We start from the raw sequence: 12,841 nt of genomic DNA on the forward strand, positions 1-12,841 counted from the left end.
AAGTCAATCAAACGGGACTAAGGTTGCCTGAGTCAAGCACACCTGCACTCCCACGGAGGCTCCTGCCATGCCCGACGCACCCGCCCGGCCCGCCGGGGACGGAACAACCGTGGCGCCGAGATCGAACGCCCTGGTCGCGGTGCTCGCCTTCGGTGGCATCGTGGTCTCGCTGATGCAGACCCTGGTGATCCCGATCGTCCCGGAGCTGCCGAAACTCCTGCAGGCCTCGCCGGCGGACGCCGCCTGGGCCGTCACCGCCACCCTCCTCGCCGCCGCCGTGGCCACCCCGGTGATGGGCCGGCTCGGCGACATGTACGGCAAGCGCCGCATGCTGCTGGTCGGCCTGTCCATGCTGGTGATCGGCTCGGTCGCGGTCGGCCTCAGCGACGCCCTGGCGCCGGTGATCGTGGGACGCGCCCTGCAGGGCACGGCCGCCGGCGTGATCCCGCTCGGCATCAGCATCATGCGCGACGAGCTGCCCGCCGAGCGGCTGGGCTCGGCGACCGCGATGATGAGCGCCTCGCTCGGTGTCGGCGGCGCCCTCGGCCTGCCCGCCGCCGCGGTCATCGCCGAGAACTTCGACTGGCACATGCTGTTCTGGACCTCGGCCGCGCTCGGCGCCGTCGCCGCCGTCCTCGTCCTGGTGTTCGTGCCGGAGTCGGAGGTGCGCACGGGCGGACGGTTCGACGTGCTCGGCGCCCTCGGCATGGCGGCCGGTCTGGTGAGCCTCCTGCTGGCGATCTCCAAGGGCGCCGACTGGGGCTGGGGCAGCGGCACCACCCTCGGTCTGTTCGTGGCCGCCGTCGTGATCCTGCTGGTGTGGGGTGTCTTCGAACTGCGCGTGCGGGAGCCGCTGGTGGACCTGCGCACCACCGCCCGTCGTCAGGTGCTGGTCACCAACCTCGCCTCGGTGGCGCTCGGCTTCGGCATGTTCGCGATGTCCCTCGTCCTGCCGCAGCTGCTGCAGCTGCCCGCCGCCACCGGTTACGGCCTGGGCAAGTCACTGCTGACGGCCGGCCTGGTCATGGCCCCGTCCGGTCTGGTCATGATGGCGACGGCACCGGTCTCCGCCGCCGTCTCGCGCGCCAAGGGCCCGAAGGTGACGTTGATGATCGGTGCGCTGATCGTGGCCGCCGGCTACGGCATCAACATCGTGCTGATGGACCAGGTCTGGCACTTCGTGCTCGTCTCCTGCGTCATCGGCTGCGGCATCGGCTTCACGTACGGCGCGATGCCCGCGCTCATCATGGGCGCCGTCCCCGCGTCCGAGACCGGGGCCGCCAACAGCCTCAACACCCTGATGCGGTCCATCGGCACATCGACGGCGAGCGCGGTGGCCGGCGTCATCCTGGCCAACATGACCACGACCCTCGGTCCCGCCACCCTGCCCTCGGAGAACGGCTTCAAGACCGTCCTGGCCATCGGCGCGGGCGCCGCGCTCCTCGCCTTCGTGGTGGCGTCCTTCATCCCGCGCCGCACCCCGCCCGCCGAGCAGGGCTCGCCCGCCGAGGGGGCGGGCGAGCACGAGCCCGCAGGCAAGGTCTCCGGGGCCACGGCGTAGGCCCGGCTCGTGTGGTGCGCGGCGCGCGCGGTCCCGCTTCGACGGGATCGCCCGCCGCGCACTGCGTACGGCTGGGGGCAGCCGCCCCGGGGTCAGCCCGCCGCCTTCTCCAGCGCCGCGCGCAGGTATCCTCCGCTCTCCGCGAGCAGCCGTGCCGCGGACGGTCCGTCCACGCCCCCGAGGATCGTCAGGATGGCGTTCTTCACCTCGCCGTCCGTGGCCGCCAGGGCGCGTTCGATCTCCTCGTCGCCCGCTCCCGTCGCCAGCGCCACGATGCGGTGGGAACGGGCGCGGAGCTTGTCGTTGGAGGCGCGGACGTCGACCATCAGGTTCCCGTAGGTCTTGCCCAGACGGATCATCGTGACCGTGGAGATCATGTTGAGGACCAGCTTCTGCGCCGTGCCGGCCTTCAGGCGCGTGGAGCCGGTCAGCAGCTCGGGGCCGACCACGATCTCGATGCCGTGGTCGGCGGCGGCCGCGAGGGGGCTGTCCGCGTTGCACGACAGGCCGACGGTGAGCGCGCCGCACGCTCGGGCATGCTCCACCGCGCCGACGGCGTACGGCGTGCGGCCCGAGGCCGAGATGCCGACCACCGAGTCGCGGTCCGTCAGCACCAGCGCGTCGAGGTCCCGCGCCGCCAGTTCCCTGGAGTCCTCCGCGCCCTCGACCGACGTCACCATCGCGCCGGGGCCGCCCGCGATCAGGCCCGTCACCTGCGACGGGTCCGTGTTGAAGGTCGGCGGGCACTCGGACGCGTCGAGGATGCCCAGCCGGCCGGCCGTGCCCGCGCCCGCGTAGACGAGCCGGCCGCCCCTGGCCATCCGCTCGGCGATGCCGTCGATCGCGGCGGCGATCTGCGGCAGCCGTGCGGCGACGGCGCCCGGCACGGTCGCGTCCTCACCGTTCATGATCTTCGTGATCTCCAGCGTCGGCAGCTGGTCGATCTCGGCCAGCTCGGACCGGAACGCCTCGGTGGTCAGCGTCTCCAGCTCTGCTCGAAGACCATGGGGGTGGCGCGAGGTGGTCATGGGTGACGGCTCTTTCCGGTGCGGCGCAGCTCTGGAAGGAAGACGGGCGGCGCTATCGCTTTGTTCCGCCCCGTGGGCTGTGCCGGTGCGCCAGGGCCTCGTACGAGGCGGACAGAGCGGGTGCCGCGGTCTCGTAGGTGCGCTGCGCGATGCCGACGAACAGGCAGTCCACGACGAGGAGCTGGCTCGTGCGGGAGGACATCGCAGCCGGCCGCAGTTCGCTCTCGCGCGCCGTGGAGGTCGTGAGGATGTGGTCGGCGTACTGCGTCACGGGTCCGTCGGGGCGGCCGGTGACCGCGACGGTCGTCGCGCCGTGCTCGAAGGCCACCCGCAGCGGTTCGATGACGTCGCCGGTGGAGCCGGAGTGCGTGATCGCGATGGCCACGTCCTTGGCGCGCAACTGCACGGCGTTGGTGACGGCGAGGTGGGGGTCGCTGTGCGCATGGGCTATGAGCCCTATCCGCAGCAGCTTCTGGACCAGGTCCTGGGCGACGAGGCCGGACGCCCCGATGCCGTACACGTCGATGCGCCGTGCGGTGGCGAGCGCGGCGACGGCCGCGCCGAGCTGCACTGTGTCGAGCCCGGCCGCCGTGTCGGCGAGGGTCTGCTGCTCGTCGTAGGCGAGCTTGGCGACGACGTCCGCGATGGGGTCGTCGACCGCGATGTCGGCGGTGACGGCGGGGGCGCGGCCGGACTGCTGCTGGGCGGCGAGGCCCGCGAGGGCGAGCCGCAGATCGCGGTAGCCGGGATAGCCGAGGAGGCGGGCCGTGCGCACCACGGTGGCCTCGCTGGTGCCGGTAAGCTCGGCGAGCCCGGTGACCGTGAGCGCCGCGCATCCGGCCGGGTCACCGGCGACGGCCTCCGCGACGCGCTGCATGGACCGGGTCATGGAGGGTGCGAGGGTCCGCACCTTGGCCGCGAGCGCGGCGGGGGCGGGCGGAGCGGCCAGGCGCGTCGACCCCGCGAAAATTTCCTTCACATCCTGGGTCACACCCTGAAAGATATTTTCCATTCGGAGGCCAGGTCAAGAGTGCGCACAATAGGGGCATGGATCCCATCAGTCCCCTGGAGCAGACGCTGCACGCCGCACGCGCCCTCGTACTGGCCGACCTGGTCGCGGGTGAGGTCGCCGAGGCGGACGTCGTCTCGCTGGTCGAGGACTCCGTCACCCAGCGGCGCTGGTGGGTCGAGCAGTGGCCCGACGGCGCGGCCTACGTGGCGGGACTGGTGGCGCAGGACGTCCAGGACGCCCTGCTGGAGCGGTACGGACGCTGGCCGCTGTGCCCCGTCTGCGGCTCCGGTGACCCGCACGCCCTGGACGTCGAGCCGGAGCTCGGGCCGGACCCGCACTGGGTGTGCCACAAGGCCGGCGTGAAGGTCGCCGCGGTGGGGGCGCTCGGGTGGGCCACGGGCGGGAAGCCGTCCTCGTGACGATCTACATCGACCCGCCGTCCTGGCCCGGCCACGGCCGTATGTGGTCGCATCTGATCAGCGACGTCTCGTACGACGAACTGCACGCCTTCGCCGAGAAGCTGGACGTGCCGCGCCGCGCCTTCGAGCGCGACCACTACGACCTGCCCTCCCACCGGTACGCCGACGCGGTCCTGGCCGGAGCGGTGGAGGTCCGCAGCCGTGAGGTGGTGCGGCTGCTGCACGCCTGCGGACTGCGCCGACGCAAGCAGCGGCCCCTCGGGGTCAGCGCCTCAGCGCGTAGGCGTACATCCCCTGATCCTCACCCACCCGGGTGAATCCGGACCGTGTGACGACGCCCTGCGAGGGGATGTTCGTCCTGTCGACGGTCGCGACGAGTTCCCTCGCGCCGTCCCCGGCCAGCGTCCGGGCGGCGAGTGCGCGCAGCGCCTCGGTCGCATAGCCGTTGCCCCGGGCACCCTCCACCAGGTCGTAGCCGACCTCCACGCGTCCGTCCGCGTCGGGGGCACCGTGGAAGCCCATGCCCCCGACCGCCCTGCCGTCCTCGGACCGCACCAGGACGAAGACGCCCCACTCCGGCCGCAGCACGCCCGCCTCGTAGGCCTTCACGAGCATCCCGGCGGCTTCGCGGGTGCCCTCGTAGGGGCCGCCGTCGATCCACTCGTAGCCGCCTGCGCCGCCCGTGCGCAGATCGATGGCGGCCGCCGGGGTGACCCCCTGGAGAGTGAGCCGTTCGGTGGGGATCACCGGGTTGTTGCTCCAGTGCCACCGGGTCACCGGGGCACGCCCCGGCAGATCGCCGCGGCCCGTGGCCCACAGCAGGGTGCGCCACGGGCCGGGGCCGGGTCGCACATGGGGGAAGATCCGGGTCAGGACGTCCTCGCACAACTCGGCAGGGGGCTCGTACGCGAGGCCGAGGCCCTGCGCCATGTCGTGCGTGTGCAGCAGGACCTCGGCGACGCCCATCGCCGCGAACCCCTCGCGGTCCGCGCTGCGGAAGGGGTACGGGTGGAAGGCGCGCACCTCGCGGGGCGTGGTGGCGACGGCGGCGGCGAGCAGCGCCCCCGCCGTCTCGATCACGTGCAGGGCCCCCTCGTTGTCGGCGCCGTCCTCGAGAGTGATCTCGAAGGGCACGTACGCGTCCTGCGCGCGTCCCGTCAGCTGCCCCGCGTAGGCGATGAGATCGCCCGCCACATGCTCGGCCGTGCGGCGGCAGCTCCACTCCAGGCGCCCCGCCCCGACCTCGCTCCAGTCCTGGTCCACGCCTGCCCGCAAGGCCCCCACGGCACCCGCGACGGCTTCCCTCACCCGTTCCCCGCCCATGCTCCGCATGCGGGCGAGGATAGGCCGGTGGGTGCATCCCGCCCCACCGGATTTCGCGGCGGCTCGAGGGCCGGTCCCCGGCCGGTGGCGCGACGGCGCGGCCCGGACGTGCGACGGACCCGGATCAGGCGTCGAGGAGTTCCAGTTCGGCCCCGATGTTCCAGCGGGCCGTCGCCTCCCACTCCCGCTGCCCGTAGGGCGTACGGAACAACCGGGGCAGCTCCAGGAGCCCGCGCAGCACGGCCGCCCGGCCCTCGCGGAACGCCTCGTCGGGGACGAAGCCGTACTCCTGACGGACCGCGGCCGTGTACGCGGCGTACGTGTGCGGGGCGGCCGCCAGGATCGCCAGGTCGGCGTCGCACAGCACGGCGCCGTTGGCGTCGCCGGGCTCCGTGGCGTGGCCGACGGTCAGGCGCACCAGACGGGCGACCTCGGCCGTCGTGCGCTGCGGCACCCCCGCCTCGGGCAGGGCCCGCTCGGCCAGGCGCGCGGAGCGCTCCTCGTTCGTCGAGCGGTCGGGCAGGTAGACCGCGTCGTGGAACCAGGCCGCGAGCCGCACCGCGTCCGGATCGTCCGCGTACTCCTCGAGGACGTCGACGTGGTCGAGGACCGCCGTCAGATGCTCGGCCGTGTGGTAGCGACGCTGGGGCTCCGACCAGCGGCGCAGCAGGTCGTCGGCGTACAGGCGGGGATCGGGGTGGCCACTGCCCTCCCGGGCCGCGAGCAGGGTGCGCTGCCAGCGGGAGCGCAACGCGTCGAGGTCGGTCATGCGCGCATTCTCCCGTGCCGGAGGGCCGGCCCCTAGCGTGGCTCCCATGACGACTGCAGACCTGCACGACGACGTACGGGACCCCGAACTGCCCGGGCGGCTGCTGGCCGTCGAGCGCGACACCCTGATCCCGCTGCTGCGGGGCCGGCCCGACACCGACTTCGCGCTGCCGGCCGCCGCATGTCCGGGCTGGTCGGTGCGGCATGTGCTCGCACACTGCTCGGCGGCTCTGATGCGCGTGGTGGAGAACCGCTTCGAGAAGGACGTGTTCAGTCCCGAGGCGAACGAGCGGGACATCGCCGAACGGGCCGGGTGGACGAACGCCCGGGTCGTGGACGAGCTGGAGCGCGGGATGACCGAGGCGGGGGCGGTGATCGCCGAGTCGGGCGGCCCGCTCGACATGATCGCGCTCGGTGAGTGGGTGCACGCCGGGGACGTCCGGGACGCGTTCGGGGAGCCGGGAGCGTACGGCGGCGACGGACTGCCCGACGCGCTGACCCTGCTGGCCCGTGTCTGCCGCGAGCGCAAGCACGTCCCGCTGCACGCGGACCTGGACGACGTCGACGAACCGCTGCGCCTGGGCGACAGGAACGGCGAGCGGCCGCCGGCCCGGTTCCTCGGCGGCTCCGCCACGCTGGTGCGGCTCTACGCGGGCCGCCCGCCGACGGGCGCGCCGTACGAGCTGGTGGGGGTGGCGGAGAAGGAGTTGAACCTCTTCCGCTGAGCCGTCCCCGGAGTGATCTTCTCGCGCGCGGGCGCCCCGCCGTCGTACCCTTTGGATTGGACTAGACCTGTAGTCGCTCCAGGGGAACACCAAGGAAAGGGGTCCTATGAGCACGCGTGCAGTCCTGGAGGTGATCGCCCTCGGGGTCGAGGACGCGCTCGCCGCCCAGGCCGGAGGCGCGGACCGCCTCGAGTTGGTCACCGACATCGCCGCCGACGGTCTCACCCCGGCGGTGGAGACCTTCGCCGGGATCCGCGCCGCCGTCGGCATCTCCCTGCGCGTGATGCTCCGCCTGCGCGACGGGTTCGCGGCCGGTGACGTCGAGGCGCTCGTCCGTACCGCGGGCGAGCTGCGCGCGGCCGGGGCCGACGAGTTCGTGTTCGGTTTCCTCGGCGAGGACGGCGGGCCGGACCTCGGCGCCGTGGAGCGGCTGGTCACGGAGCTGGACGGCTGCCGCTGGACGTTCCACCGCGCGATCGACCGTGCCACTGACCGCGACGCCCTGCGCAAGCAGCTCGCCGAGCTTCCGGGCCTGGACACCTACCTCACGGCGGGCTCGCCCGACGGGGTGGACGACGGACTGCCCACCCTGATCGCCGAGGCCGCACGGCACGGGGAGCCCGGCTACACACAGCGGCTCCTCGTCGGCGGCGGCCTGCGCCTCGAGCATGTGCCGCGGCTGCGCGCGGTCGGCGTCGACGCCTTCCACATCGGCGGGGCGGCCCGCCCGCACGGCTGGACCGCGCCGGTCTCGCCGGAGGCCGTACGAGTGTGGCGCACAGCCGTCGACGCCTAGCCGGCGCGGCGGCCGGGCTGGGTGCCGGCGCGGACCGTCCTTTCCCGGGCGGCCGGCGGGCGGGTGTGGACGCCTGGTCGGCGCCGCCGGGGTTGGCAGCTCCTTGGCGTGGACGTTCTTTGCCGGTCGGTTGCCGTTCGGGCGTGGTCGTGGCCGTTCGGCCGGGGGCGGTGGCGCTTCGGCGCGGGCCGTTCATCGTCGGTCGGTCGGCGGGCGGGTGTGGCGCGCGGTCGTGGGCGTTCGGCCGGGGGCGGTGGCGCTTCGGCGGGAGCCGTTCTTCGTCGGTCGGTCGGTGTGCGGGTGTGGCGCCCGGTTGTGGACGCCTGGTTGGCGTCGCCGGGGGTGATGGCGCCTTGGCGTGGACGGTTCTTTGCCGGTCGGTCGGCGGACGGGTGTGGCGCGCGGTCGTGGACGTCCGGCCGGGGGCGGTGGCGCTTCGGCGCGGGCCGTTCTTCTGGCCGGTGTCGTCGGGATGGGTGCCGGCTCGGCGTGGACGGTTCTTTGTCTGGCGGCCGGCGGCCGGGTGTGGACGCCTGGCCGGTGTCGTGGCGCTTCGGCGCGGGCCGTTCTTCGCGTGCGCCAGGCGTTCGGGTAGGGCGTACGGCCGACGACGTCCGGCCGGGGGTGGTGGCGTTTCGGCGCGTGGGCCGTGCTTCGTCGGGCGGCTGCCGTGGGCCGGTGGGCTCTCGACGGCCGCCCGGCGAACCCGGGCGTGCCGGGGGCCGCGCCGCGGCGGCCCCGGTCGTCTCAGCCCAACTGGGGCGGCAGCGGGGCCGCGTGGGTGACGATCAGGCCCGAGACCGCACGTGTGAGCGCGACATACAGGCGGCGCAGACCCGTCCGTTCGTCCGGTTCGCCGTCGACGACCGCCTGCGGCTCGTCGAGGACCACGTAGTCGTACTCGAGACCCTTGGCGAGTGACGCCGGGACCAGGGTCAGCCGGGTCTCGTGGGTCGTCTCCTCGCCGGGGCCCAGATGGCCGATGCCCGCCGCGGTGAGCGCCTCGGCGAGCACCGGGATCCGGGCGTCCGCCGCGATCAGACCGGTCGAGCCCTCGTTGCGCAGCAACTCCGCGCAGGCGGCGACCACTTCCTCGGACGCGCTGATCGCACGCACCTGGAAGAAGCCCGGGTTCTCCCGCACCGACGCCACCGGGGTCAGGCCCGGCGCGATGTGCGGCAGCAGCCGGGAGGCGTACGTGATCACGTCCGTCGGCACGCGGAACCCGGCCGTCAGCTCCTCGACCATCGCGTCCGACTTGCCGAGGTGCGCGAGCGCCTCCTGCCAACTCCGCGTCGCCCAGGGGGTCGTGCCCTGCGCCAGGTCGCCGAGCACGGTCGCCGAACCGGTCGTGCAGCGCCGGCCGACCGCCCGGTACTGCATCGGGGACAGGTCCTGGGCCTCGTCCAGGACCACGTGCCCGAGCGAATGGGTGCGCTGGACCAGGTCGGTGACCTCGTCGATGAGAACCGCGTCCGCGGGCGACCACTTGGCGGACTTCACGGACCGCGCGGGCTTCGCCCAGAGGATCTCCTTCTGCTCCTCCTGGTCGAGGATCCCCTCCGCATGCGCGGCGAGGAAGTCCGCGTCGGCGAGCAGACGCAGCACCAGCTTCGCCGGGTCGACCGGCGGCCAGACCGCCTTGACCGCCGCCTTCACGGCGCTGTTGCGGGCGACGGCGTCCTGCACACGGTCGTCCGGGGCCTCCCCGGACCGCTCCATCTGGACGAGCACGGCGTGCGCGATCCGCTGCGGCAGGGCCTCGCGGGCGGCGCCGTAGCGGATGTCCCGCTGGAGCAACTCGCGGACGATCTCCTCGAGTTCGTACGCCGGCACCCGCCAGCGCCGGGAGCCGCGCACCACCATGACGGGCTCGGTGGGCATCGTCACGTGCGAGCGCACCGCCCGCCGGAGCACCTCCGCCATACGCGCGTCGCCCTTGATCACGGCGGCGGCCGCGGTGTCCGTGCCGCGCACCTCGACGTGCGCGACGAGGTCGTCGACGGTCGCCTGCTTCACCGCGAGCTCACCGAGCGCCGGCAGCACCTGCTCGATGTAGTGCAGGAAGGACGCGTTCGGCCCGATGACCAGGGTGCCGGTGCGGGCGAGCCGCTCGCGGTGCGCATAGAGGAGGAACGCGACCCGGTGCAGGCCGACGGCCGTCTTCCCGGTGCCGGGACCCCCCTGCACGCAGACGGTCCCCGACAGCCCGGACCGCACGATCTCGTCCTGCTCGGGCTGGATGGTGGCCACGATGTCGCGCATCGGACCGACACGCGGGCGCTCGATCTCCTGCTGGAGCAGTTTGCTGGTGGCGGCGGCCTCGGCGGGGTCGGAGAGGTGCTCGTCCTCGTACGCGGTGAGATCCCCGCCGGTGTACCCGAAGCGCCGCCGCAGGGCCACGTCCATCGGGTCCTTCTTCGAGGCCCGGTAGAACGGCTGGGAGACGGGGGCGCGCCAGTCGATGACCATCGGGTCGCCGTCGGCGTCGTGCACATGCCGCCGTCCGATGTAGAAGCGCTCGCCGTCCGCACCCTCGGCCCGGTCGGCGCCGGGCGCGTGGAGGTAGTCGAGGCGGCCGAAGAACAGCGGGGTGTGGCTGAGGTCGGCGAGGGCCTTGATGCGCTCGTCGATCTGACGGGCGAGGACCTCGGCGTTGACCCAGTTCGCGGTGACGTCGCTGATGTCGAGGTTCTCCACGTCCTCGCGCATCGTGCGCAGCGCGGCCCGGGACCGCGTGAGGTGGGAGCGCTCGCGGGTGAGCGGGTCGGGCGCGGACCGGTCGGAGAGAGGATCGGGGGCGGACGGTGCTGACGGGCTGGACACGGAAAGGTGCCTCCGGGGCGGTGGGCTCCCCTGTTCGCGCGGTGCCGGGAAGACAGGGGAGGCGGGCCGATCGGGGCGCGTGCGCGCGCCGGGCGGCTCCTCGCGATGACTGGTGGCGGTCGTGCCGACCGGTTTCCGTCCGGACGGCGGCTCTCCGTGAAGGGAGGCGGGCAAGAGAGGGGATTCTAGGTGACGGGTGGATGTGGTGGCCAACTGATTTTCCGGCGTCTCGGGGGTGGCGACCCCCGTGCCCTAAGGGACGGCGTCCCTCCGGAGTACGACACGGGAGCGACCGGAGGGGTACGGGGAGGCGCGGAAGGTTACGCCCTTGGTCCGACGCCGTTCGGGGCATGCGGTTCCACCATGGAGACATGAGCGCAGCAAGCTTCACACCCGCCCGGCACGGCCCTCCGCCCGGCGCGACCGCCCTCGACGGGGACCACCGTCGCCATCGCCTCGGTAACGCCCTGCGTGCCGTCAAGGTGTTCGTGGGCGCCACGATCGACGTGGTCCTCCTCGGTGAGTACGGCGAGGAGTCCGGGGTCCGCAGCCGCCGCTGACGGGCGTCCCGCCGGGCGCCCGCATCCCCACAGCCGGGCGGCGGCACCGCCCGGGTGCGCGGGCCCGGTCGGCCCCGCGACGGACCGCGACCGCGCGGACCCCTTCCGCGCCTGCCCCCGCCGGTGACTCAGCTCTCGGCCAGCAGCTCGTCGGCGTCCATGATCCGGTAGGCGTACCCCTGCTCCGCCAGAAAGCGCTGGCGGTGGGCGGCGAAGTCCTGGTCGATGGTGTCGCGCGCGACGACCGAGTAGAAGTGGGCCTGATGGCCGTCGGCCTTGGGGCGCAGTACCCGTCCCAGCCGCTGGGCCTCCTCCTGCCGGGACCCGAACGTGCCCGACACCTGGATGGCGACGGTCGCCTCCGGCAGGTCGATGGAGAAGTTGGCCACCTTGGAGACGACGAGCACGCTGATCTCGCCCTCGCGGAAGGCGCCGAAGAGCTTCTCGCGCTGGGCGTTGGTGGTCTCGCCCTTGATGACGGGCGCGCCCAGGTGCTCACCCAGCTCGTCCAGCTGGTCGATGTACTGCCCGATGACGAGGATCTGCTGCCCGGCGAAGCGCCGCACCAGGGCCTCGGTCACCCTCCGCTTGGTGTCGGTGGTCGCGCAGAACCGGTACTTCTCCTCCGTCTCGGCGGTGGCGTAGGCGAGCCGCTCCGCGTCGGTGAGGTTGACCCGCACCTCCACGCAGTCGGCGGGCGCGATGTACCCCTGGGCCTCGATCTCCTTCCACGGCGCGTCGAAACGCTTGGGGCCGATGAGGGAGAACACATCCGATTCGCGGCCGTCCTCGCGTACCAGCGTCGCCGTCAGCCCGAGCCGCCGCCGTGCCTGAAGGTCCGCCGTGAACTTGAAGACGGGCGCGGGCAGCAGATGCACCTCGTCGTAGACGATGAGGCCCCAGTCGCGGGAGTCGAACAGCTCCAGGTGCGGATAGACGCCCTTCCGCTTGGTGGTGAGTACCTGGTAGGTGGCGATGGTGACCGGGCGGATCTCCTTGCGCGTGCCGGAGTACTCGCCGATCTCGTCCTCGGTGAGCGTGGTCCGCTTCACCAGCTCGTGCTTCCACTGCCGGGCGGAGACGGTGTTGGTGACCAGGATCAGGGTGGTGGACTTGGCCTGGGCCATCGAACCGGCGCCGACGAGCGTCTTGCCGGCGCCGCAGGGCAGCACCACGACACCGCTGCCGCCGTGCCAGAAGTTCTCCACGGCCTGCTTCTGGTAGGGCCGCAGCGCCCAGCCGTCCTCGCGCAGTTCGATCGGGTGCGCCTCGCCGTCCACGTAGCCCGCGAGATCCTCGGCCGGCCAGCCCAGCTTGAGCAGCACCTGCTTGATCTGCCCGCGCTCGGAGGGATGGACGGCGACCGTGTCCGGGTCGATCCGCGCACCGACCAGCGGGGCGATCCGCTTGGACCGGAGCACCTCCTCGAGCACCGGCCGGTCGGTGCTGGTCAGGACCAGGCCGTGCGCGGGGTGCTTGCTGAGGGTCAGCCGCCCGTAGCGGTCCATGGTCTCGGCGATGTCGACGAGCAGCGCGTGCGGCACCGGATACCGGCTGTACTGCACCAGGGCGTCGACGACCTGCTCGGCGTCGTGACCGGCGGCCCGCGCGTTCCACAGTCCGAGCGGGGTCACCCGGTAGGTGTGGATGTGCTCGGGAGCGCGCTCCAGCTCGGCGAACGGAGCGATGGCGCGACGGCAGTCGTCGGCCTGCTCGTGATCGACTTCAAGAAGCAGGGTCTTGTCGGACTGAACGATGAGCGGACCATTCACGCGCGGCACCCTTTCCATGTGGCCTGATCGTGCGGCCAAACGTCCAGTGTG

At 72.9% G+C, this 12,841-nt stretch carries 12 protein-coding genes; 6 read left to right on the forward strand and 6 right to left on the reverse strand.

Annotation, left to right across the window (positions count from 1 at the left end):
- Positions 1 to 67: 67 nt before the first annotated feature.
- Positions 68 to 1,561 carry an MFS transporter gene (locus ACSHXN_RS22760; RefSeq protein ID WP_355132007.1) on the forward strand — a complete coding sequence of 498 codons (1,494 nt, stop codon included), beginning with the start codon at positions 68 to 70 and terminating at the stop codon, positions 1,559 to 1,561.
- 92 nt (positions 1,562 to 1,653) lie between these two features.
- Here ACSHXN_RS22760 and murQ read toward each other — a convergent pair whose 3' ends face one another.
- Both murQ and ACSHXN_RS22770 read right to left on the reverse strand, forming a co-directional pair.
- Entirely contained in the window at positions 1,654 to 2,589 is a 936-nt protein-coding gene (gene murQ, locus ACSHXN_RS22765; protein WP_438303614.1) for an N-acetylmuramic acid 6-phosphate etherase, read from the reverse strand.
- Between the two features lie 52 nt (positions 2,590 to 2,641).
- A complete protein-coding gene (locus ACSHXN_RS22770) occupies positions 2,642 to 3,580 on the reverse strand; it encodes a MurR/RpiR family transcriptional regulator (RefSeq protein ID WP_355132005.1) in 939 nt (312 codons plus the stop codon).
- Between the two features lie 56 nt (positions 3,581 to 3,636).
- Here ACSHXN_RS22770 and ACSHXN_RS22775 point away from each other — a divergent pair, with 56 nt between their 5' ends.
- Both ACSHXN_RS22775 and ACSHXN_RS22780 read left to right on the forward strand, forming a co-directional pair.
- Positions 3,637 to 4,020: a hypothetical protein gene (locus ACSHXN_RS22775; protein ID WP_355132004.1), complete on the forward strand. Its 384-nt coding sequence runs from the start codon at positions 3,637 to 3,639 to the stop codon at positions 4,018 to 4,020.
- The gene (locus ACSHXN_RS22780) at positions 4,017 to 4,337 is read left to right on the forward strand and encodes a DUF4031 domain-containing protein (RefSeq protein WP_355132003.1); all 321 of its coding nucleotides are present in this window, start codon (positions 4,017 to 4,019) and stop codon (positions 4,335 to 4,337) included. The genes ACSHXN_RS22775 and ACSHXN_RS22780 overlap by 4 nt, the downstream gene beginning before the upstream one ends.
- On the opposite strand, the gene ACSHXN_RS22785 is transcribed toward ACSHXN_RS22780, so the two are convergent.
- Together ACSHXN_RS22785 and ACSHXN_RS22790 are read right to left on the reverse strand one after the other, a co-directional pair.
- Positions 4,285 to 5,352, reverse strand: a complete 1,068-nt coding sequence (locus ACSHXN_RS22785; RefSeq protein ID WP_356108536.1) for a GNAT family N-acetyltransferase — start codon at positions 5,350 to 5,352, stop codon at positions 4,285 to 4,287. The genes ACSHXN_RS22780 and ACSHXN_RS22785 overlap by 53 nt on opposite strands.
- A 115-nt stretch (positions 5,353 to 5,467) precedes the next feature.
- Positions 5,468 to 6,112: an HD domain-containing protein gene (locus ACSHXN_RS22790; RefSeq protein WP_355132001.1), complete on the reverse strand. Its 645-nt coding sequence runs from the start codon at positions 6,110 to 6,112 to the stop codon at positions 5,468 to 5,470.
- 46 nt (positions 6,113 to 6,158) lie between these two features.
- On the opposite strand from ACSHXN_RS22790, the gene ACSHXN_RS22795 reads away from it, so the two are divergent.
- Both ACSHXN_RS22795 and ACSHXN_RS22800 read left to right on the forward strand, forming a co-directional pair.
- Positions 6,159 to 6,836, forward strand: a complete 678-nt coding sequence (locus ACSHXN_RS22795) for a maleylpyruvate isomerase family mycothiol-dependent enzyme (RefSeq protein ID WP_355132000.1) — start codon at positions 6,159 to 6,161, stop codon at positions 6,834 to 6,836.
- A 106-nt stretch (positions 6,837 to 6,942) separates the two neighbouring features.
- Positions 6,943 to 7,632, forward strand: a complete 690-nt coding sequence (locus ACSHXN_RS22800; RefSeq protein WP_356291304.1) for a copper homeostasis protein CutC — start codon at positions 6,943 to 6,945, stop codon at positions 7,630 to 7,632.
- Positions 7,633 to 8,379: 747 nt separating this feature from the next.
- On the opposite strand, the gene ACSHXN_RS22805 is transcribed toward ACSHXN_RS22800, so the two are convergent.
- The gene (locus ACSHXN_RS22805) at positions 8,380 to 10,344 is read right to left on the reverse strand and encodes a HelD family protein (protein WP_438306490.1); all 1,965 of its coding nucleotides are present in this window, start codon (positions 10,342 to 10,344) and stop codon (positions 8,380 to 8,382) included.
- 485 nt (positions 10,345 to 10,829) lie between these two features.
- Between ACSHXN_RS22805 and ACSHXN_RS22810 the strand changes: the two genes are divergently transcribed.
- A complete protein-coding gene (locus ACSHXN_RS22810) occupies positions 10,830 to 11,018 on the forward strand; it encodes a hypothetical protein (RefSeq protein ID WP_059127037.1) in 189 nt (62 codons plus the stop codon).
- A 128-nt stretch (positions 11,019 to 11,146) separates the two neighbouring features.
- On the opposite strand, the gene ACSHXN_RS22815 is transcribed toward ACSHXN_RS22810, so the two are convergent.
- Positions 11,147 to 12,790 (reverse strand): DNA repair helicase XPB, encoded by a 1,644-nt coding sequence (locus ACSHXN_RS22815; protein WP_355131997.1) that lies wholly within the window; start codon positions 12,788 to 12,790, stop codon positions 11,147 to 11,149.
- Positions 12,791 to 12,841: the final 51 nt, after the last annotated feature.

This window comes from Streptomyces sp. HUAS TT11 (assembly GCF_051553595.1).
Taxonomy (GTDB): Bacteria; Actinomycetota; Actinomycetes; order Streptomycetales; family Streptomycetaceae; genus Streptomyces.

Excerpts from the sequence above, each read along its gene's own strand:
- ACSHXN_RS22760 (WP_355132007.1), top strand. The coding sequence starts at position 68 with ATGCCCGACGCACCCGCCCGGCCCGCCGGGGACGGAACAACCGTGGCG.
- murQ (WP_438303614.1), bottom strand. The coding sequence starts at position 2,589 with ATGACCACCTCGCGCCACCCCCATGGTCTTCGAGCAGAGCTGGAGACG.
- ACSHXN_RS22775 (WP_355132004.1), top strand. The coding sequence starts at position 3,637 with ATGGATCCCATCAGTCCCCTGGAGCAGACGCTGCACGCCGCACGCGCC.
- ACSHXN_RS22785 (WP_356108536.1), bottom strand. The coding sequence starts at position 5,352 with ATGCGGAGCATGGGCGGGGAACGGGTGAGGGAAGCCGTCGCGGGTGCC.
- ACSHXN_RS22790 (WP_355132001.1), bottom strand. The coding sequence starts at position 6,112 with ATGACCGACCTCGACGCGTTGCGCTCCCGCTGGCAGCGCACCCTGCTC.
- ACSHXN_RS22795 (WP_355132000.1), top strand. The coding sequence starts at position 6,159 with ATGACGACTGCAGACCTGCACGACGACGTACGGGACCCCGAACTGCCC.
- ACSHXN_RS22800 (WP_356291304.1), top strand. The coding sequence starts at position 6,943 with ATGAGCACGCGTGCAGTCCTGGAGGTGATCGCCCTCGGGGTCGAGGAC.
- ACSHXN_RS22805 (WP_438306490.1), bottom strand. The coding sequence starts at position 10,344 with ATGCGCGAGGACGTGGAGAACCTCGACATCAGCGACGTCACCGCGAAC.
- ACSHXN_RS22810 (WP_059127037.1), top strand. The coding sequence starts at position 10,830 with ATGAGCGCAGCAAGCTTCACACCCGCCCGGCACGGCCCTCCGCCCGGC.